Consider the following 18,054-nt stretch of genomic DNA (forward strand, 5'->3'; position numbering starts at 1 on the left):
CCTGTCGGTCCGGTGGAGCGGCGCGGTGTCACAGGACGTGCGCGCGACGCAGCAGCAGGGTGGACGGGCCGCCGATCAGCCCCACCTCGTCGAGGAACTCGATCGTGCGGCGGGTGCCCTGACGGAGCCTGTCGTGATAGTGCTTGTTCTCCCGCGCGGCCTTCTTCGCTTCGTCGACGTCGAGTCCGGCCGCGGCGTACACCTGGTCGTTCACCAGACTGGTGACGACGAAGTAGGCGCTCACCCCGAGGTGGAGCCGGATCCATGCTCGTTCGAGGCGGCCGAGTCGCGCCGACCGCCTGCGGGTCTCCTCGCGGGCGTAACGGATGTGCCGCGACTCCTCCACGACGTGGATGTGACTCACCGTCCGGGTGATCGGCTGCACCCGTTCGTCGCGCAGGAAGTCGCGCTGCATCATGTCGAGGATCTCCTCGGCGAACAGGGTGCCGCCGTAGGCGAGAGCGCCGCGAGCCACAGCCTTGAACACCCGGCCCGTCTCGCGGATCCAGCGCCGGGGACGATAGGACGGGATCCCGTACCGCTGCGCCGACCGGGCGAACATGACCGAGTGCCGGCATTCGTCTGCGATCTCGGTGAGGCCGAACTGCACGTAGGGGGTCGCCGGATCGCGCCGGTAGAGATCGCGGACGAGCATCTGCATGAGGATCATCTCGAACCAGATGCCGGTACCGGCGATGCTCGCGGCCTCGTGCTCGGTGAGGGTGATGCGCTGGTCCTCCGACATGCGTTCCCACAGGTCGGTGCCGTACAGGCTGCACCACTCCGGCGTCATGCCGTACTTGCCGTCCACGAGCGGTGCGTCCCAGTCGATCTCGAGCCCGGGATCGTAGGACAGCCGTGCCGACGAATCGAGCAGGCGTTGCGCGGTCTCCTGCCGGGCGTCCGCGGAATGCTCACCCGGCAGGCTGTCGTGCTTTCGCAGGAGCGTCATCGCCGACCACCTCGTCTCGGAAATTATCCGTTACCCGAAGTGTCATTATCTGGATCACACTTGTCAAGCGGGCCGCACGCGCATGCGCCCTACCACCGAGGACGCCGAACCTCCCCGGTCACCACCGAGGACGCCGAACCTCCCCGGTCACCACCGAGGACGCTGAACCTCCTCGACACGCGGACGGACGTCCACGAGGTACACGCACACCGCCACCACCGCGATGATGCCGAGCAGACCGACCGCGCCGAAGACGACGAGGACGAGGAGGGCGGCCACGAGGATGCCGAGCCAGATGGGCTTGCTCAGCTTGTCGACGGCCGGAAACGCCTCGGCGGGCTGACGCACCACGTGGAACAGCGCGAATCCCGCCCCGGCAATGGCGATGATCTGCAGCGCGAGGATGATCAGACCGGCAAGAGAATCGACATTCGTCACCTCCCCAGTCTACGAGAATCGGCCCCCGCGCGAGTTCGCGCAGGGGCCGATCGATCGCCGCAGGTCAGGAGCCGCTGGTCTTGCGCGGCGCCGCCTTCTTGGCAGGGGTCTTCTTGGCCGGAGCCTTCGCCGCGGGCGTCTTGGCGGGAGCCTTGGCCGGGGTCTTGGCCGGGGTCTTGGCCGGGGTCTTGGCCGGAGCCTTCGCCGCGGGCGTCTTGGCGGGAGCCTTGGCCGGGGCCTTCGCGGGGGCCTTGGCGGGGGTCACCGTGACCGGCTCGGCCGGGGTGGCCACCGATTCGACCTTCTCGGCGGCCTTGTCGGCCGCCTCGCGAACCTCACCGCGCGCCGACTCGACCCGTCCCGCGGTCTCGGAGCCCGCCTCCTCGGCACGCTCACCGAGTGCGACGACGCGCTCGGCGGCCTTGTCGCCGGCGCTCGACACGGCCTCGCTCACGTCGTCGCTCGCCTCCGAGATACGGCCGGCCGCACGACCCGCGAGCTTCGCGGCCTGCTCGCCGACCTCGCGGGTCCGGCGGGCCACCGTCCCGAGGGCTTCCTCCGTGAGATCGGCGGCGTCGCCGAGCACGGCTTCGGCGCGACCGATGCCGTCCTCGAGGCCCGGCTGGGTACGCAGGCGCTCGATGGTCTCCTCACCGCGCTCGGCGAGAGCGGTGTAAAGGTCGGAGGCCACCTTCAGGTACGCCTCGGCCACCTTGCGCAGTTCGTCGGAGCTGAAACGCTCACGCAGTTCCGCGATCTCCTCGGGCAGCTCCGCCGGAAGTTCGGCGAGACGCTCGCGGAGGGATTCGACGGTCTCGGTGAGATCGGCGGGCAGGGCCGCGAAGCGGTCGCGGGCGGTCTCGACCCGGTCGGCGACCTCGTTGCGGTTGGCTTCCGCACGACGACGCGCCTGGGCCACGAGGTCGGCGACGGCCTGGACGACGGCGTCGCCGGCACCGACCGCGGCGTAGAGGGAGGTTCGGATGCTGGTGGGATCGGTCATGGAGATTTCTCCTCGTCGAAGTCTGTCGGATGGTCGGGCCGGGCATCGCCGGCGTCCTGCCGGTTCTCTCGGCAGAACGAGTCGTAGATGTCGAGCAGGACCTGCTTCTGCCGTTCGGTGAGAACGGTGTCGACGAGCACCGCATCGCGCACGGCGCTCTCCGCTCGATGCTCGAGGATCCCCGCTCGTACGTAGAGAACCTCTGCCGAGAGCCGCAGCCCCTTGGCGATCTGGGCGAGCACTTCTGCGGACGGCTTGCGCAGGCCGCGTTCGACCTGGCTCAGGTACGGGTTGCTGACACCGGCCAGTTTCGACAACTGACGGAGTGAGACCTGAGCAGCCTCGCGCTGGGACCGGATGAATGCACCGATGTCCTGGGCGGCGTTGTTGACCACCCGTGCGGCGATATCCCCCGGCCCGGCACTGTCGTCCGGCGTGTCCGAGCCCTCGATCGGATCTGGTTCCGTGGACACGAGACCCACTCTACGGACAGGTGCTAGCTACAGCAAGCACTCTGCTAGCACGTGACGGGTGTCACGCGAACAGCAGTTCGGACACCGTGTAGATCGCGAGTCCGGCGAGCGAGCCGACCACCGTGCCGTTGATGCGGATGAACTGCAGGTCGCGCCCCACCGCGAGCTCGATCTTGCGGCTGGCTTCCTCCGCGTCCCAGCGCTCGACGGTCTCGCGGATGACGGAGGTGATCTCGTCGGCGTAGTTGGCCGCGACGAAGCGCACCGCGTCGAGCAACCAGCCGTCGATCTTGGTTCGCAATTCGGCGTCCTCGCGCACCCGGATACCGAACGCCATGACGTTCTCCGCGATCTTCGTGCGCAGCGTGCTGTTCGGGTCGTCCACCGAGTCCAGGATCATCCGCTTCGCCGTCCGCCAGGTGGCCGCGGCGAGCCCGGTGATCTCGTCCCGCCCCATGATCTCGGCCTTGACCTTCTCCGCCTTGGCGATGGTCACGGGATCGCTCTGCAGGTCGCGGGCGTAGTCGGCCAGGAACTTGTTGACCGCGAGGCGCACCTCGTGGTCGGGATTCGAACGGACCTTCCACGTGAACTCCACGAGTTCGCGGTGGATCTTCTCGCCGAGCAGCAGGTCGACGAACTTCGGCGACCACGACGGCGAGTCGCGGCTGATCACGCGATCGATGGTCTCCTGACTTCCGAGCGCCCACTGGTGCGCTCGTTCGGCGAGCATGTCGACGAGCGGGAGGTGCCGGTTCTCGGCGAGCAGCTCGGTGAGGACACGTCCGAGCGGCGGTCCCCACTCCGGTTCGGCGATGCGTTTGACGATGGTGTGGTCGATGATCTGCTGGATGTCGTCCTCGCGCAGGATCCCGACCACACCCCGCAGGACCGTCGACGTCTCCTTGGCGACCCGGGCGGCGTTGGCGGGTTCGGCGAGCCAGCTACCGACCCGCAACGGGATCTGCGCCGACTCGACCTTGGCGGACACCACCTCGGGGGCGAGGAAGTTGCTGCCGACGAACGAGCTCAGATTGGCACCGAGCTGGTCCTTCTTCCGCTTGATGATCGCCGTGTGCGGGACGGGAATCCGCAACGGGTGCCGGAACAGGGCGGTCACGGCGAACCAGTCGGCGAGCGCGCCGACCATGCCGGCCTCGGACGCCGCCCGCACGTACCCCACCCACGCTCCGGCGCCGCGGGTTTCCTGCCACCGGCAGAAGAGATAGATGATCGCGGCAACGACGAGGAACCCGGTCGCGACCGCCTTCATACGGCGGAGGTCTCGGCGTTTGATCTCGTCATCGGTCGTCAGAAGCTGCACCCGATCGATTGTGCCGAAAGTCGGCACTCGGCGGACGGATCGGCCTCGAGTTCTGAAGGACGGAAGGCCGGATCGTAGACTGAGCCGACGATCGACACCGAACGGATGTGCCACACAGTGTCCAGCAGACCGCAGACGACTCCGAACCCGACCTCGACCGAGGTCGTCCCGCCCGTCAAGCAGGACGGCCGCAAACGGCGCTGGCACGAACACAAGATCGCTCGCCGGGAAGAGCTCGTGGACGGCACCATCAACGCGATCCGCTCCCGCGGACACGAGATCGGCATGGACGAGATCGCCGCCGAGATCGGCGTGTCGAAGACGGTGCTCTACCGGTACTTCACCGACAAGAGCGACCTGACGACCGCCACGATGCTGCGGTACGTCGAGACGGTTCTCGCCCCCCGGATCTACGCGGCGGTGGCCGAGGATCTCGACGAGTACGACCTCACCCGGGAGGCGATCACGGCGTACGTCGAGACCGTCGCCGACGATCCCGAGGTCTACCTGTACGTGATGAGCAACAGCGCGTCGGCGGGACGCGACGTGGTGGCCGATTCCGAGCGGATGATCGCCGAACTCGTCGCGACCGTCCTGGGCGAGCGACTGCGACTGCTCGGGATGGATTCGGGTGGCGCCGTGCCCTGGGCGTACGGAATCGTCGGCGGCATCCAGCTCGCGACGCACTGGTGGATCTCGAACAAGTCGATGACCACCGAAGACCTCATCGATTACCTGACGATGATGATCTGGGGTGGCATGACCGGCATCGCCGGTGTCGCCGGATCGCCCATGCGCTTCAAGTCGCAGCCGCATCCGCTCCTGCCGGAGTCCTCGCCCGCTCCCTGATCGACAGCTTTACCGTTACTCGAAGTAGCACGTATAGTGCGGGTATGAGCAACCATGCGGACGATCCGCACGACCAGGACGAGCCCGGTTACCGCGGCCCCGCCGAGGTTGCCGTGGGAGACCGCACGGTCGGCGTCGATGTCGAGATCTCCGGCCGGTTCGATCCGCTGCTCGGCCGGCACGTGTGGCGGGGCCGGATCCGTAAGCTCGCCGAGGCTCTCGGCGGAGACCCCTCCCCCGCGCCGGGAACCACCGTGACCATCACGGTCCCGGGCGCGGCGGAGACTGCGACCGCCCGCATCTCGGAGATCGATCTGTGGGGCAGCCACATGGTCGACGGCATCTCACGTCCGCCGTACCCGCTGCCGACCGACGCGAACGGCGTCCATTCGAGCGCCGACGCGAACGGCGTCCGTTCGAGCGCCGACGCGAACGGTGTCGATCCCACCTGAGGCTCGTCGCGTGTGACACGCTGGGCCGATGACGAAGGACGATGTCTTCCGGCCGGCCTCGATCGTCGAAGCCGTCCGGGCAGGACCCGACACGCGCGTCGCCGCCATCGACACGAACGCCACGCCCGGTTTCGACGGCGACAAGGCTCTCGGCGAGCGTCTGCTCACCGAACGCGGCGCCGATCTCTCCGGACTCCAGGAGATGCTGTTCGCGGAGGGCCGGACCGGCGGTACCCGCTCGGTGCTGCTGATCCTGCAGGGCATGGACACCGCCGGGAAGGGCGGGATGGTGCGTCACGTCGTCGGTCACGTCGACCCGCAGGGCGTCGATCACACGGCCTTCGGTGTCCCGACCGCGGAGGAGAAGCGGCACCACTTCCTGTGGCGGATCTCGAAGGCACTCCCCCGCAACGGTCAGCTCGGCGTCTTCGACCGCTCACACTACGAGGACGTGCTCGTCGCCCGGGTGAGGTCGCTGGTGCCGGAGAGCGTCTGGCGCGGACGCTACGACGAGATCAACCGGTTCGAGAGCGAGATCGTCCGCGAGGGCACGACCATCGTGAAGGTGGCGATGTTCGTCTCGCTGGATGAGCAGAAGAAGCGCCTCGCCGAACGTCTCGAGCGCCGCGACAAGTATTGGAAGTACGACCCGAGCGACGTCTCGGAACGCGCCCTGTGGCCGCAGTACCAGCAGGCCTATCAGGACATGCTGGATCGGACGAACACCGACGAGGCGCCCTGGTACGTCATTCCGTGCGACCGCAAGTGGTACAGCCGCCTGGCGGTCACCGAACTGCTCATCGACGCGTTCGAGCGTCTCGACCTCGACTGGCCGGAGCCCACTTTCGACGTCGAAGCGGAGAAACGCCGACTCGCAGAGTCGTAGGATGACCGACTCGCACAGTCGTAGGATGACCGACTCGCACAGTCGCGAGGAGGCCGTGCGAGGCGTAGGGACGCGAGCCGGCTCTCACCGACTCGCGTCGCGTACGGCCCTCAGAACAGGTGCGGTGTGTCGTAGTGCCGCTTGTGGTCGCGGCGAACGGTTCCGGTGACCATGCCGAATGCCGCTCCGAGCGCGACGACCGCAGCGAGCGCCGCGACGATCGCCCAGCCCTCGAATCCGTAACCGGCCGCGACGATCGTCAGGGCGATCATCAGGACCGAGGCCAGCGCGAGCGCGTAGGCGCTCCACGCCACGAAGAGATTGAGTTTCACGACCGGCCTCCTTGGACGAGGTGTGTCCCTCTCGGTGCCGACGGTACCTTCAGGTGACGCACATCACAACCGGCTGGTGGCGTCCTTGCGCACTTCGTAGCGCATGACGGCGAATTCCCCGCTCTGCCCGATCTCGGTGAGACGCATCTCCACGTGCCGCGGGAGCAATGGACGGCCGGATCCGATGGTCACCGGCGCGAACGAGACGACGAGTTCGTCGAGCAGGCCGTGCTCGGCGAACTGTCCGGCGAGGTCGCCGCCACCCACCATCCACAGGTCGCGGCCGTTCGCGGCTTCGGCCATCTCGGCGTAGACCTGCCGGACGTCCTTCTGCGTGAAACGGATGTCGCCGGGTTCGTCCCCCGCCCGGGCCACGGGCAGGTCGTCGCGATGCGTGAACACCCAGCAGGGCAGGTCGTACTCCCACTTGTCCGCACCGGCATGGTCGAGAACCCAGCGGTAGGTGGACGACCCCATCACGATGGCGCCGATACCGGCGATGAACTTCTCGTACCCGACGGGCCCGCCGTCCCCGGTCTCGCGGGTGAGCAGCCAGTCGAGCGAATGGTCCTCGGTCGCGAGAAATCCGTCCAGCGTGCTTGCGGTGTAGTAGATCATCCGGGTCATGGGCTGCTCCTGTTCCAGTCGAGTGGATCGCCGTGGTCGACGTCGAGGCCGGCCGCCCGCATCATGTGCCGGGCGAGTTGGCGGCGGTGCGCGGCGAAGGTGAGGACATGGGTGACCACTCCTGCGAGGACGAAGCTCTCGGGAGGGTCGCACAGGGCGTCGATGAGTACGTCACCCCAGGCGCCACGGCGATGGATGTCGCGGATCGTCTCCACCCATCGCGGTGCGATATCCTCGAAACGTGCTGCCAGCGAGCCGATTCCACTGCCCGATTCCACGGGCTGGTCGGCGCCGACCATCGACGCCAGCCAGACCTCCTTGGCGCGCACGAGGTTGCCGAGCACCCGCGACACGGACTCCTCGGGGCCGTCCCACCCGAGCACGACGAGGCCGGGGAACCGGATCCGCTCGCGTTCGTCGTCGTCGAGTTCCGCGGCACGGCCGAGGAGATAGCGGGTGTCCGCGAGATCGTGCTGCACCATCTGCGCCAGCACCTCGGGCTCCGGATGGGCGGGTGCCGCGGGCCGTTGCCCGTCCTCCTCGACCCAGAGATTGGTGGGCGGATGGAAGTGGACGCCGTTGGGGGCGGGGAGCCAGTGGTCGCTGCCACCGGTGCCGAGCACCCGGGCGGTCACGCTCGGGGGATACCCGTAGGCGCGGGCGAATGCGCGTCCGAACCCTTCGACGCTGTCGTAACCGGCGGCGAACGCCGCATCCGTGACCGACCTGCCGTGGCGCAACTGCCAGGCGGCGCGTTCGAGCATCACCCGGCGGCGCAACGCCACCGGCGACTCGCCGGTACCGACCGCGAAGGTGCGGCTGAAATGCCACGGCGAGGCGTAGGCGTGCTGCGCCATCCGTTCGAGTGTTGCGTTGTTCTCCTCGAGAACGGCGTCGAGCAGTTCCCGGAGTCGGTCACGGCCGAGGGTCATGCGTTCAGTGTCGCGTGCAGACCCTTGCCGCCGCCCGACCGTTCTTGCTCTCTCCCGGCCCCACCTCGGCGTCAGCCCGGCATGGTCTCGCCGCCGAGCGGGGCGAGCACTTCACCGCTGTAGTACGAGGACATCGTCTCCGACGCGAAGAACACGTAGGACGGGGCGATCTCGTCGGGCTGGGCGGCGCGCCCGAAGGGTGCCTGCTGCCCGAACTCGGACACCTTCTCGGCGTCCATGGTCGCCGGGATCAACGGGGTCCACACCGGTCCGGGCGCCACGCAGTTCACCCGGATCCGCCTGTCCTGCAGTGCCTGCGCGAGCGAATAGGTCAGCGCGATCACGGCACCCTTGGTGGCCGAGTAGTCGATGAGCGTCCTGTTGCCACGCAGCCCGTTGACCGAGGCAGTGTTGATGACGGACCCACCCGGCGTCAGGTGCGGCAGTGCCGCCTTCGTCACGTGGAAGAAGCTGTCGATGTTCACGGCGAAGGTGTGCCGCCACTGTTCCTCGCTCAACTCGGCGAGGTCGTCGACGGGCTGCTGGGTGCCCACGTTGTTGACGAGGATGTCGAGTCCGCCGAGTTGCTCGACCGTCTCGGCCACCACCGACCGGCAGTGCTGCGCATCGCCGAGGTCGCCGGCGATGACGTGGCACGTGCGGCCCTCGCGTCGCACGAGGTCGGCGGTGTGCTCGGCGTCGCGGTGTTCTTCGAGGTACGCGATCGCGACGTCGGCACCCTCCTTCGCGAAAGCGACCGCGACGGCACGTCCGATGCCGGAGTCGCCGCCCGTGACGAGTGCCTTGCGACCCGACAGCAACCCGCGTCCGACGTAGCCGCGCATCTCGTCGGCGGGACGCTCGGCCATGTCGTCGGTGTCACCGGGGTAATCGATGGTGTGGGGTTCTCGTTCGCGATCCTCGCTCATGGCCGCCGGATACCCACAGACCGTTGCGGTATTCACCGCCGGCATCGTTGTCCGGAGACCGGTATGCGCAGCTCTCGCCGCCCTCCCGGTCGTTTTTGCGAGCCTCCGAGCGGGTAACCCGGCCTCATGGCCCACGAGACCCGGATGTGCGATGTGCACGATGCTCCGCTTCCCACGCCCCGCGGACCCATCTCCGCCGAGATCGTCGAACGTCTCGGCGGTCCGGTGGACGATGCCCCGTGGAATGTGACGACCGACGGCGCGGAGGCCTACGGCGAGGACGTCCAACTCGCCCTGGCCGTTCTCTACGAGCTCCACTACCGCGGTTTCGCGGGTGTCGATCCCGCGTGGGAATGGGCGCCGGGGCTCCTCGGGGTCCGGGCACGTCTCGAGCGCGTCTTCCTCGATCGGTTGCGTGCCGACGTACCGGCCTCGGACGATCCGCAGAGCGTCCTCGAGAATCTGTGCTGCGAACCCGACGACTCGTGGGGTGTCTCCCACGAACTCGCCGCGAACGGCACGTGGGAGATGATGCGCGAGTTCTTCGTCCATCGCTCGATCTACCACCTCAAGGAGGCGGACCCGCACGCTCTCGCGATCCCCCGGTTGTCCGGTCGAGCGAAGGCCGCGCTGGTCGCCGTCGAGTTCGACGAGTACGGCGGCGGCCGTGCCGAGCGCATGCATTCGCGGCTGTTCGCCGACCTGCTGCTCGCTGCCGGCCTGAAGGACGACTATCTGGGATATCTCGACGTCGTCCCTGCCGTCACCCTCGCAACGGTGAACTTCATGTCTTTGTGCGGTCTGCACCGCGCGTACACACCGATGCTGGTCGGCATGTTCGCCGCCGCCGAGATCACCACCGCCCCGAGCGCCCGGCGCATGGTCGAGGCCCTCGAACGCCTGGATGCGGACGACGCCTGCATCCTGTTCTACTCCGAACACATCGAGGCCGACGCCGTCCACGAGCTCGTCCTGCGGCACGACGTGGTCGGTTACATGCTCGAACAGGACCCGGCTCGGGCACAGGACATCTCGTTCGGCGCGCAGGCCATCGAGTTCCTGGAGGGACGGCTCGGGAGTCATCTGCTGGGCAGCTGGGCCGCCTGCCGCAGTTCGCTCCTCACGTCGGCCGCGGCGCCGGCCTGATGGCCGGGTACGACGCAGCGGGGTGGAGCCTCGGGACGGTGCGTCCCGAGGCTCCACCTCCTTCGTGCCGGGATCCGGCTCAGTCGATGAGACCGGGTTCGTGTGTGGGGGTACCACCGGAGCCGCGGAGGCGGCGTCGACGGAGATTGACAGCGGACATCACGACGCCGACGACGATGAGCACGGCCGCGGCGACGGCACCGACGAGCACCCATCCTTCGAAGCCGTCGCCCGCCGCGTAGAGGACGAGAGCGACGACAGCGATCCCCGCGAGGATGCAGGCGTATCCGACCCAACCCGAAGCTCGGGAAGCAGTGGTGGGAGCGTGAGCTCGATTCGATGGTTTCGTCATGCTCGTGGATACCGCATCCGGTCGCCCGTGAAACCCAGGGCCGACAAGAGCGGGAACGGATGATTCTGCGCCGGAGAGTGTTACGACGGAATCCGCCGGCCGATCGGTCCGCGCTCGACGAGTGCGGCAAGGCGTTCCCGCGCGCTGCGCGGAGAGAGGACAGGACTGTCCGTGCCCGTCGCGCTGCGCATTCCGCGTACCGTCTCGGCCCACACTTCAGGACCGTCGTGTTTCGGCGACCACCCGAGTTCGTCCCGGGCCCTGGTGCAGTCGAGCAGGGGGCAGGAGTACGCGAGATCGATCCAGCCGCCCTGCACCGGTTGCAGCCGGAGGCGCCAGGTCGCTTCGGCGAGCACCGACAGCCCCCATCGCGGCACCGGAACCGTCGGGCAGTCGAACGGAGCGGCGAAATCCCGCGCTCCCACCGGAGTCGGCGCCGCCAGATTGAACGGACCGGGTACCCGACGTTCGAGGGCTGCGACCAGCGCGTCCGCGACATCGTCGGAGTGCACGGCCGGAATGGTGAGACCGTGGTCGATCGGAATCACCGGCAGGTGGTTCGTGATGCCGGCGGGCACGAACTCGGGCAGCACGTAACGTTCGAGGCCCGAGCCGGAGACCAGTTGCCCGATGAATCCCGGTCGGAAACGCGTGAGGACGGGAACGTTCGTACCCGTCTCGTAGTCGTCGAGGAACTTCTCCGCCGCGACCTTGTCGACGCTGTACACGCAGGTGGGCACCCCTTCACGACCCCACGACTCGTCCACTTCCCGGCCGTACGCACCGCCGGAGTAGACAGCGGCCGAGGACATGTGAACCACGTGCCGCACCCCGGCATCGGCAGCGGCCGTCAGTACGGCGCGGGTGCCGTCCACCGCGACCCGGCGGAGGTAGTCGCGACGGTGCGAGGGCTGGAATCCCCACGCGAGGTGGACGACGGCGTCGGCGCCCGCGAAGATCGGCGCCAGCACCCGTGCGGCGTCGGGATCCGCGAGGTCGACGGCACACCACGTCGCTGCCGCATACGGATCGCGCGCCGGAGGAGTCCGGCGCGCGATCGCGACGATATCGAGTTGTGCGGGATGAGCGGCCAGCCGGCGCAGAAGCGCCGTGCCTACATTTCCGCTCGCTCCGGTGACGACGATGCGTCGTGGCAGGCCGGTCCGTGATGTCGAGGCCATCGGGATCGTCGGTGCCGTCCGTGCCGTCCGTGTGTCCCGGTCAGCGGGCCGAGTCCGCTGCGTCCTTCTCCGTCTGCGCATCCGCGTTCGGGAGAGCACCCGAGGCGTTCTCCAGGTGTGCGCGGACGAACCACTGGAACTTCTCGAGCTGGCCGGTCTGGCCGATCAGGACGTCCTCGGTGATCGGATCGAGCTTGCCGACCTCGTCGATGGCCTTGCGGTTGTCGGTGATCAGCCCGTCGTAGACGAGATCGAGGGCGGCGAGGTGCGCCTGCGCGGTGTCGCGGCCGACCGAGTAGTCGTCCCACGTGCGGTTCTTCTCGATGGCACCGGGCGTGCCCTTGGGGGAACCACCGAGCGCGGCGATCCGCTCGGCGACTTCGTCCGCGTACCCGCGTACGAGCTCGACCTGCGGGTCGATCATCTCGTGGACGCCGATGAAGTTCGGGCCGACGACGTTCCAGTGGATGTGCTTCAGTGTGAGGTGCAGGTCGTTGTAGGCACTCAGGCGCTCCTGGAGAATCTGCGCGGTGCGCGAACCGTCGGCATCGCTCAGGCCGGGAACCGTGTAGCTCGACTTCGACATATCTACCTCCAGAATGCTCGGGTGTGTCGGCAGACGGGTACCCGGGACACGGCGAGATCCAAACATCCGGGCGTACTCGATGACCTTCGACCGGCGCGGGAGGACTTTCGTCCGAATTTCTCCTGTCACAAACGTTTGGAAACGGACCAACCCGGTTATTCGATCGCCGGGCTCCGAGACTTCCAGGTCTCGGACATGACATCTGAGGTGGCGACAATGATCATTCTGGGTCTGATTCTGTTGGTGGTGGGGTTCTTCACCGGTATCTCCATCCTCACCACACTCGGAGTGATACTCCTGGTGATCGGCGTGATCCTTGCGATCCTGGGCGCGACGGGCCGGGCCATCGGCGGACGCGCACACTGGTACTGACCCCTTCGACAGTCCGTGCCGGGAGGAGACGCCCGGCACGAGACAGGACTCCGGATCCCGGGTGCTTCCGAGCACCCGGGATTCGTCGTTTCCGGCCTGTCCACCGCCGGGGGTTCCCCGCAGGCCGCCTCGGCCGGCCGACCGGCTCCCCGGAAACGGCATCCGGGCCGGCCCCGTACAGGGGCCGGCCCGCATTCTCGGTGTCGTCTCGGTCTCTCGGTGTCGTCTCAGTGATGTTCGGTATCGGTGCGCGCAGCTGCCGTCTTCGGTTTCCGGAGGGCGCGATGACTGGTGTCGCACAGGGGGTACAGGGCGCTGCGGTGGCAGCGGCATACGGCCACCACGAAGCGGTCCGACACCGTCTCGGCGCCGTCGTCGGCGACGATCCGGACCGGGCCCTCCACGAGGGTCGGACCGCCCCTCACCTGCCGCACCACACGTGCTTCGCATTCACCGTCCGCGGTGAGCCGTGTGATCTTCGGTGTACCACTCACATTCTCAACCCCTCGTGCGGGGACGGTCGGCACGCACGACCACCACTTCTTCGATCAGAGCCCCGGGTTCCGCCAGTTGTGTCGAATACAGATATCCCGCACGGTTGCGCAGAACCGGCCCGAAGGGGATCCGGTTGCGGGCCACCACGGACGCCTCGAGATCCGCATCCCGCAGACGGGACAGCGTCGCATCCACACCGGTGAACTCCGAGTGCACGATCAACGCGAATCCGCCGGGAGCGAGCAGCGAGGGAAGACTGTCGCACAACGGATCGAGAACGCAGCGTCCGTCGGCGCCGGCATCCCAGCGCGCGTCGCGGTTCTGCCCCTCACAGGGAACGTACGGCGGGTTCGACAGCACGACATCGAACGGACCGTGGAGCAACGCGTCGTCCAGGCTTCCCTGCCGGGCACGGATCGGCAGCCGGCGCGACCACGCGTTGAGGCGTGCGCTGAGCACCGCGCGTGGGTCGATGTCGAAGGCCGTCACCGAGGAAGCGCCGAGCAGGGCAGCGTTCACCGCCAGAAATCCTGTCCCGGTGCAGAAATCGAGTACATTCGCACCTTCGGCACCGCCTGCGTCCGCAAGCGCGCCGGCCAGCAGGTACGAATCCTCCTGGGGGCGGTACACCCCCGGAAGACGCCATACTCGCGGCGAATCCGATCCGTCCAGCGCCAGGGAAGCTGTCACGTCACACCACCTCGGTATCTCGAGCTCGACGGCATCTCCACCACACCGGGCGAAAACCCGGATCCGTCCGTTCGCGGGCGGATACCCGTGCTACTTCCGTGTGAAACACGCCACCGAGGCACACGTGGCGTCCGGTGTCACGAGAACAGCATCCGGCGAGCCGCATTGCGCACACGACGCGTCACCGGAGCAGTGCGTTTCCCGTCCGCGAGCGCGGCATGCGCGGCGTTCCAGCCACCCATCCCGTGGACTCCGCCGCCGGGATGCGCGGCCGCACCCGCGAGATAGACACCGTCGACCGGAGTTCGCGGTCCGCCGAATCCGGGGGTGGGCCGAAGGAACAACTGCTGGTAGACCTGCGCGGTTCCACCGTTGACGGCGCCGCCGACGAGATTCGCGTCGGCTGCTTCGAGGTCCCCGGGCCGTTGGACGTGTCGCCCGACCACACGTGCGCCGAATCCCGGTGCGTAGGACTCGAGTTGCGCGTCGACACGCTCGGCGAGGCGGTCGGCTGACGCGTCGTCCGTGACGCCGCGCGGCAGATGTGTATAGGCCCAGCAGCTTTCGGTGCCCTCCGGCGACCGCGTGGCATCGGTCGTGGTCATCTGCCCGAACAACAGGAAGGGCGATTCGGGGACGACGCCGGTGGACAGATCGGCCGACCACCTGATCATCGCGTTCGTGTCGGCGCCGACGTGCACGGTGCCGGCTCCGCTCAGCGAGGGCGAACGCCACGGCACACGGCCGTCGAGGGCATAGTTCACCTTCACCACCGGGGTGTCCCATTCGAACTTGCGGAGGTCGTCGAGCACGCGCGAACCGACGGCGGCGGCCGGGAGGAGCCGCGTGTACAGGGCCGGAGCCGAGACGTCGGCAAGGACGGCGCGTCGCACCTTCACCCGGTCGCCGCCGGCGGTGCGCACGGCGGACACCTTCCCGCCCTGCACCTCGATGCCCACCACGGGCGAAGTGCACCGCACCTCCGCACCCGCCGAGGTGCCGCGCCGGACCAGTGCATCGGTGAGCGCCCCCGCGCCACCGACCGGCGCGGGGAAGCCGACGTCCTGCGCGAGCATCGTGAGCATGTACCCCATGACGCCGCTGCCGGGCGCTTCGGGCGGGGTGTCGGCGTGCATCGCATTGCCCAGGAGCAACAGCCGCGCCGCCGAGCCACCGAACAGTTCGGCGGACATCCGGGTGACGGGCAACGCGAGCATGCGTGCGTAGCGCAGCAGGTCCCCCGTCTTCATGGTCCGCATCAGGTCGACGGAGCCCCGGACGGGCGGGAAAGGCCCGAGGAGCAGTTCGAGCAGTGGGCCGCGCACCTGCTTCCATTGTTCGAACAGGGCCAGCCACGCCGCACCGTCACCGGCGCAGCGGCGTTCGAGGTCCGCTGCCGTGTCCGCCGGATCCGGCGAGACGACGATCGCGTCCTCGTCGTGCGGTCCGAGCGGATGACCGAATGCCTTGGGCGATCGCGCCCACCGCAGTCCGTGTGCCTCCAGATCGAGGGCCCGGAAGGCAGGTGAGGCCACACCGAGGGGATAGAACGCACTGAACAGATCGGCGCGGAATCCGGGATGGAGCTCGGCGCTGCGTACCGCTCCGCCGGGTTCGGGTTGCTCTTCGAGCACGAGGACGTCCCATCCCGCGTCGGCGAGCACAGCGGCGGCCGTCAGGCCGTTCTGCCCGGCACCGATGACGACCGCATCGACCGTCGTGTCGCTCATTCGGTGGCGCCTTCGGCGAGCAGCACCAGTCGTCGCAGACATTCCTGGTTCCGCGGCAACACCAGTTCCTCCTGCACACGATCGGGGACGTGTGCGTACGGTCCTTCGACGACGTGTTCGGCCATTGCGATGCGGGTGCCGCCGTCCTGGGTGGGTTCGAGGGAGATCGCGATCTCGGCCTTACCGAACAGCCAGGCGCGTGCCCGCAGCACGAGTTCCCGTTCGGGCACCATCGCGCAGACCTCGGTGTGGTCGTCGAGCAGGAACGGCCACAGACCCACCGAGTGGTGGATCCGGGTTTCCGGGCGGGGCCAGGCGGGGTCGACCGCTCGGATGCGGGACGCACCCACCACCCATCCCGCGTACCGCCAGCCGTCCGCGAGGATCTCCCAGACCTTCGACGGTGTCACCGGTGCCTCGATCGTCGCGATCCTGGCCATGCCCACTCCTCATGTTCTGGACGACAGCTCGCTTGCGGCAGACGCATACCCCGCTACCGCAGGTGTCACACGAGATCGGGTGTCATCGCTGCTCGGAGGGGGTATACGGACCGGCATGGAACCCGAGAACACGTCCGTGAACCCGTACGCCTTCGTCTTCGCCCCCTCTCCCCTGCTCACGGTCACGCTCGAGAAGGCGCCGGACGGAAGCACCGAACTGCACGTCCACCCGGGCGGCCAGGGCTTCTGGATCGGGCGCATGGCCGCGACTCTGGGAATGGACGTGCATCTGTGCGGGCCCTTCGGTGGTGAATCGGGGTCGATCCTCGTGGACATGATCAACCGGGAGGGGCTGACGGTGCATCCGGTGGAGACCGCATCGGCCAACGGTTCCTACATCCACGACCGTCGGGAAGGCGAACGCAAGGAGATCGTGGAGATCGCCCCACCGGCGCTCACCCGGCACGAGACCGACGACCTGTTCAGCGCGTCTCTGGCATCGGCGATGTGTGCGAAGGTCGCGATGCTGGGTGGGCCGCACTGTGACGAAGCCGTGCCCACGGAGGTGTACGAACGGTTGTGCGCCGACCTGGGGGCGCTGGGCATACCGGTCGTGGCCGACCTGTCCGGCCCCACCCTCGGTGCTGCCCTCGAAGGCGGGGTGACGGTGCTGAAGGTGAGCCACGAGGATCTCATCGAGGACGGTCGTGCCGAGTCCGACGACCTCGACGATCTCATCGAGGCCATGCACCGTCTCCACGACGACGGTGCCGCCTCGGTGGTCGTCTCCCGGGCCGGCGACCCGGCGATCGCATTCGACGACGGGAACCTCTGGGAGGTGGAGGCCCCCTCGGTGCAGACGGTGGATCATCACGGCGCCGGCGATTCGATGACCGCAGGTATCGCGTCGGCCTATGCCGCGGGCGCGACGTTCGAGGACGCGTTGCGTCTCGGCGCCGCTGCGGGCGCAGTCAACGTCACGCGTCGCGGTCTGGCGACGGGGCATCGTTCCGCGGTCGAGAAGATGGCCGAGAAAGTACAGGTCCGGAAGTTGAAGGGGAAGCGTTCATGAGAGCACTGATCGTCAACGACGACGGCATCGACAGCCCCGGTCTCGCACTGCTCGCCCGCATCGCCGTCGAAGCGGGATTCGACGTGCAGGTGGCGGCGCCCCACGTCGAGCGCAGCGGTGCGAGTGCATCGTTGACCGCTCTCCAGGACGAAGGAAAACTCCTGTTGAGCAGCCGCCCACTCGACGGCCTTCCCGACGTGGAATCCTATGCGGTGGAAGCATCTCCGGCGCTGATCACCTTCCTCGCCTCGTACGGCGCGTTCGGGACCGCACCGGACATCGTGTTGTCCGGGATCAACCTGGGCCCCAACACCGGTCACGCCATCCTGCACTCGGGCACCGTGGGCGCGGCCCTCACCGCGGCGAGTCACGGAGCCCGGGCGGTCGCACTGTCCCTCAACGGCACCGCTCCGTCCCAGTGGGAGACGGCCGAACTGGTGGCACGTCGGGCTCTGGAATGGGCGATCGAGAACACCCGTCCTGGTGCGGTGCTGAACGTCAACATCCCGGACATCCCGGTCGGCGAACTCCGCGGACTGCGCAGTGCTCCGCTCGCCGAGTTCGGTGCCGTCCAGGCGGAGATCGGGGAGGTCGAGAACGACGGCGACATCTCACGTGCCGTGCCCGTCACCTTCCGGGCGGTCGAACTCGACGAATCCCACGACAGCGACGCCGTTCTCGTGTGTCGGGGGTGGGCGACCGCCACCGTGCTGACGATGCCCTTCGAGGTGGCGGACGCCGACCTCGGCGCTCTGGAGTTCGCCCACTCGGACAGTTCGCAGCAATAGGTCCG

At 68.1% G+C, this 18,054-nt stretch carries 23 protein-coding genes; 7 read left to right on the forward strand and 16 right to left on the reverse strand.

Annotated elements, in window-relative coordinates:
- Nucleotides 1–28 precede the first annotated feature (28 nt).
- The 5 genes from PV766_RS15540 to PV766_RS15560 form a co-directional block, all read right to left on the reverse strand.
- A complete protein-coding gene (locus PV766_RS15540) occupies nucleotides 29–952 on the reverse strand; it encodes an AurF N-oxygenase family protein (protein WP_129977411.1) in 924 nt (307 codons plus the stop codon).
- 147 nt (nucleotides 953–1,099) lie between these two features.
- Nucleotides 1,100–1,390, reverse strand: coding sequence for a DUF2516 family protein (locus tag PV766_RS15545; protein WP_016934518.1), 291 nt, complete (start codon nucleotides 1,388–1,390; stop codon nucleotides 1,100–1,102).
- A gap of 64 nt (nucleotides 1,391–1,454) precedes the next feature.
- Nucleotides 1,455–2,393, reverse strand: a complete 939-nt coding sequence (locus PV766_RS15550) for a heparin-binding hemagglutinin (RefSeq protein WP_421097339.1) — start codon at nucleotides 2,391–2,393, stop codon at nucleotides 1,455–1,457.
- Nucleotides 2,390–2,866 carry a helix-turn-helix domain-containing protein gene (locus PV766_RS15555; RefSeq protein WP_026003373.1) on the reverse strand — a complete coding sequence of 159 codons (477 nt, stop codon included), beginning with the start codon at nucleotides 2,864–2,866 and terminating at the stop codon, nucleotides 2,390–2,392. Before PV766_RS15555 ends, PV766_RS15550 begins: the two co-directional genes overlap by 4 nt.
- Before the next feature lie 61 nt (nucleotides 2,867–2,927).
- The gene (locus PV766_RS15560; protein WP_371053392.1) at nucleotides 2,928–4,139 is read right to left on the reverse strand and encodes a DUF445 domain-containing protein; all 1,212 of its coding nucleotides are present in this window, start codon (nucleotides 4,137–4,139) and stop codon (nucleotides 2,928–2,930) included.
- Nucleotides 4,140–4,295: 156 nt separating this feature from the next.
- Here PV766_RS15560 and PV766_RS15565 point away from each other — a divergent pair, with 156 nt between their 5' ends.
- Genes PV766_RS15565 through PV766_RS15575 form a run of 3 tightly spaced genes read left to right on the forward strand, consistent with a single transcriptional unit; the run spans nucleotide 4,296 to nucleotide 6,377 of the window.
- Nucleotides 4,296–5,039, forward strand: a complete 744-nt coding sequence (locus PV766_RS15565; protein WP_115311496.1) for a TetR/AcrR family transcriptional regulator — start codon at nucleotides 4,296–4,298, stop codon at nucleotides 5,037–5,039.
- Between the two features lie 44 nt (nucleotides 5,040–5,083).
- Nucleotides 5,084–5,491 carry a DUF4873 domain-containing protein gene (locus PV766_RS15570; RefSeq protein ID WP_421097340.1) on the forward strand — a complete coding sequence of 136 codons (408 nt, stop codon included), beginning with the start codon at nucleotides 5,084–5,086 and terminating at the stop codon, nucleotides 5,489–5,491.
- Nucleotides 5,492–5,519: 28 nt separating this feature from the next.
- Entirely contained in the window at nucleotides 5,520–6,377 is an 858-nt protein-coding gene (locus tag PV766_RS15575) for a polyphosphate kinase 2 family protein (protein ID WP_421097341.1), read from the forward strand.
- A 110-nt stretch (nucleotides 6,378–6,487) separates the two neighbouring features.
- Here PV766_RS15575 and PV766_RS15580 read toward each other — a convergent pair whose 3' ends face one another.
- From PV766_RS15580 to PV766_RS15595, 4 genes are all read right to left on the reverse strand, one after another.
- Nucleotides 6,488–6,709: a hypothetical protein gene (locus PV766_RS15580; protein WP_016932924.1), complete on the reverse strand. Its 222-nt coding sequence runs from the start codon at nucleotides 6,707–6,709 to the stop codon at nucleotides 6,488–6,490.
- A 63-nt stretch (nucleotides 6,710–6,772) separates the two neighbouring features.
- Nucleotides 6,773–7,336: a dihydrofolate reductase family protein gene (locus tag PV766_RS15585; RefSeq protein ID WP_129977419.1), complete on the reverse strand. Its 564-nt coding sequence runs from the start codon at nucleotides 7,334–7,336 to the stop codon at nucleotides 6,773–6,775.
- A complete protein-coding gene (locus PV766_RS15590; protein ID WP_421097342.1) occupies nucleotides 7,333–8,268 on the reverse strand; it encodes a helix-turn-helix transcriptional regulator in 936 nt (311 codons plus the stop codon). Before PV766_RS15590 ends, PV766_RS15585 begins: the two co-directional genes overlap by 4 nt.
- A gap of 71 nt (nucleotides 8,269–8,339) precedes the next feature.
- A complete protein-coding gene (locus PV766_RS15595) occupies nucleotides 8,340–9,197 on the reverse strand; it encodes an SDR family oxidoreductase (protein WP_129977423.1) in 858 nt (285 codons plus the stop codon).
- Nucleotides 9,198–9,323: 126 nt separating this feature from the next.
- Between PV766_RS15595 and PV766_RS15600 the strand changes: the two genes are divergently transcribed.
- A complete protein-coding gene (locus PV766_RS15600) occupies nucleotides 9,324–10,343 on the forward strand; it encodes an iron-containing redox enzyme family protein (RefSeq protein ID WP_421097343.1) in 1,020 nt (339 codons plus the stop codon).
- A 79-nt stretch (nucleotides 10,344–10,422) separates the two neighbouring features.
- Here PV766_RS15600 and PV766_RS15605 read toward each other — a convergent pair whose 3' ends face one another.
- From PV766_RS15605 to PV766_RS15615, 3 genes are all read right to left on the reverse strand, one after another.
- Complete coding sequence (locus PV766_RS15605) at nucleotides 10,423–10,695, reverse strand: hypothetical protein (protein ID WP_129977426.1); 273 nt, start codon at nucleotides 10,693–10,695, stop codon at nucleotides 10,423–10,425.
- Between the two features lie 80 nt (nucleotides 10,696–10,775).
- Complete coding sequence (locus tag PV766_RS15610; RefSeq protein WP_421097344.1) at nucleotides 10,776–11,876, reverse strand: NAD-dependent epimerase/dehydratase family protein; 1,101 nt, start codon at nucleotides 11,874–11,876, stop codon at nucleotides 10,776–10,778.
- Nucleotides 11,877–11,916: 40 nt separating this feature from the next.
- Complete coding sequence (locus PV766_RS15615; RefSeq protein WP_016932917.1) at nucleotides 11,917–12,462, reverse strand: Dps family protein; 546 nt, start codon at nucleotides 12,460–12,462, stop codon at nucleotides 11,917–11,919.
- Between the two features lie 216 nt (nucleotides 12,463–12,678).
- Between PV766_RS15615 and PV766_RS15620 the strand changes: the two genes are divergently transcribed.
- Entirely contained in the window at nucleotides 12,679–12,834 is a 156-nt protein-coding gene (locus tag PV766_RS15620) for a DUF6131 family protein (protein ID WP_006552398.1), read from the forward strand.
- A gap of 227 nt (nucleotides 12,835–13,061) precedes the next feature.
- On the opposite strand, the gene PV766_RS15625 is transcribed toward PV766_RS15620, so the two are convergent.
- From PV766_RS15625 to PV766_RS15640, 4 genes are all read right to left on the reverse strand, one after another.
- On the reverse strand, nucleotides 13,062–13,328 hold the full coding sequence (locus PV766_RS15625; protein ID WP_129977428.1) for a CDGSH iron-sulfur domain-containing protein: 267 nt from the start codon (nucleotides 13,326–13,328) through the stop codon (nucleotides 13,062–13,064).
- 4 nt (nucleotides 13,329–13,332) lie between these two features.
- Nucleotides 13,333–13,959 carry a HemK2/MTQ2 family protein methyltransferase gene (locus PV766_RS15630; protein ID WP_255162943.1) on the reverse strand — a complete coding sequence of 209 codons (627 nt, stop codon included), beginning with the start codon at nucleotides 13,957–13,959 and terminating at the stop codon, nucleotides 13,333–13,335.
- A 197-nt stretch (nucleotides 13,960–14,156) separates the two neighbouring features.
- On the reverse strand, nucleotides 14,157–15,749 hold the full coding sequence (locus PV766_RS15635) for a phytoene desaturase family protein (protein ID WP_255161496.1): 1,593 nt from the start codon (nucleotides 15,747–15,749) through the stop codon (nucleotides 14,157–14,159).
- Nucleotides 15,746–16,189 (reverse strand): SRPBCC family protein, encoded by a 444-nt coding sequence (locus PV766_RS15640; RefSeq protein WP_129977431.1) that lies wholly within the window; start codon nucleotides 16,187–16,189, stop codon nucleotides 15,746–15,748. Before PV766_RS15640 ends, PV766_RS15635 begins: the two co-directional genes overlap by 4 nt.
- 115 nt (nucleotides 16,190–16,304) lie before the next feature.
- Here PV766_RS15640 and PV766_RS15645 point away from each other — a divergent pair, with 115 nt between their 5' ends.
- Nucleotides 16,305–17,261, forward strand: coding sequence for a 1-phosphofructokinase family hexose kinase (locus PV766_RS15645; protein WP_421097345.1), 957 nt, complete (start codon nucleotides 16,305–16,307; stop codon nucleotides 17,259–17,261).
- Nucleotides 17,258–18,049 carry a 5'/3'-nucleotidase SurE gene (surE, locus tag PV766_RS15650; protein WP_421097346.1) on the forward strand — a complete coding sequence of 264 codons (792 nt, stop codon included), beginning with the start codon at nucleotides 17,258–17,260 and terminating at the stop codon, nucleotides 18,047–18,049. The genes PV766_RS15645 and surE overlap by 4 nt, the downstream gene beginning before the upstream one ends.
- Nucleotides 18,050–18,054: the final 5 nt, after the last annotated feature.

This window comes from Rhodococcus sp. As11 (genome assembly GCF_048957735.1).
Lineage (GTDB): Bacteria > Actinomycetota > Actinomycetes > Mycobacteriales > Mycobacteriaceae > Rhodococcus > Rhodococcus gordoniae.

Coding starts and splice junctions, on each gene's coding strand:
- PV766_RS15565 (WP_115311496.1), top strand. CDS start 4,296: ATGTGCCACACAGTGTCCAGCAGACCGCAGACGACTCCGAACCCGACC.
- PV766_RS15605 (WP_129977426.1), bottom strand. CDS start 10,695: ATGACGAAACCATCGAATCGAGCTCACGCTCCCACCACTGCTTCCCGA.
- PV766_RS15615 (WP_016932917.1), bottom strand. CDS start 12,462: ATGTCGAAGTCGAGCTACACGGTTCCCGGCCTGAGCGATGCCGACGGT.
- PV766_RS15610 (WP_421097344.1), bottom strand. CDS start 11,876: ATGGCCTCGACATCACGGACCGGCCTGCCACGACGCATCGTCGTCACC.
- PV766_RS15570 (WP_421097340.1), top strand. CDS start 5,084: ATGAGCAACCATGCGGACGATCCGCACGACCAGGACGAGCCCGGTTAC.
- PV766_RS15600 (WP_421097343.1), top strand. CDS start 9,324: ATGGCCCACGAGACCCGGATGTGCGATGTGCACGATGCTCCGCTTCCC.
- PV766_RS15575 (WP_421097341.1), top strand. CDS start 5,520: ATGACGAAGGACGATGTCTTCCGGCCGGCCTCGATCGTCGAAGCCGTC.
- PV766_RS15620 (WP_006552398.1), top strand. CDS start 12,679: ATGATCATTCTGGGTCTGATTCTGTTGGTGGTGGGGTTCTTCACCGGT.
- PV766_RS15640 (WP_129977431.1), bottom strand. CDS start 16,189: ATGGCCAGGATCGCGACGATCGAGGCACCGGTGACACCGTCGAAGGTC.
- PV766_RS15550 (WP_421097339.1), bottom strand. CDS start 2,393: ATGACCGATCCCACCAGCATCCGAACCTCCCTCTACGCCGCGGTCGGT.
- PV766_RS15590 (WP_421097342.1), bottom strand. CDS start 8,268: ATGACCCTCGGCCGTGACCGACTCCGGGAACTGCTCGACGCCGTTCTC.
- PV766_RS15595 (WP_129977423.1), bottom strand. CDS start 9,197: ATGAGCGAGGATCGCGAACGAGAACCCCACACCATCGATTACCCCGGT.
- surE (WP_421097346.1), top strand. CDS start 17,258: ATGAGAGCACTGATCGTCAACGACGACGGCATCGACAGCCCCGGTCTC.
- PV766_RS15585 (WP_129977419.1), bottom strand. CDS start 7,336: ATGACCCGGATGATCTACTACACCGCAAGCACGCTGGACGGATTTCTC.
- PV766_RS15645 (WP_421097345.1), top strand. CDS start 16,305: ATGGAACCCGAGAACACGTCCGTGAACCCGTACGCCTTCGTCTTCGCC.
- PV766_RS15560 (WP_371053392.1), bottom strand. CDS start 4,139: ATGAAGGCGGTCGCGACCGGGTTCCTCGTCGTTGCCGCGATCATCTAT.
- PV766_RS15540 (WP_129977411.1), bottom strand. CDS start 952: ATGACGCTCCTGCGAAAGCACGACAGCCTGCCGGGTGAGCATTCCGCG.
- PV766_RS15635 (WP_255161496.1), bottom strand. CDS start 15,749: ATGAGCGACACGACGGTCGATGCGGTCGTCATCGGTGCCGGGCAGAAC.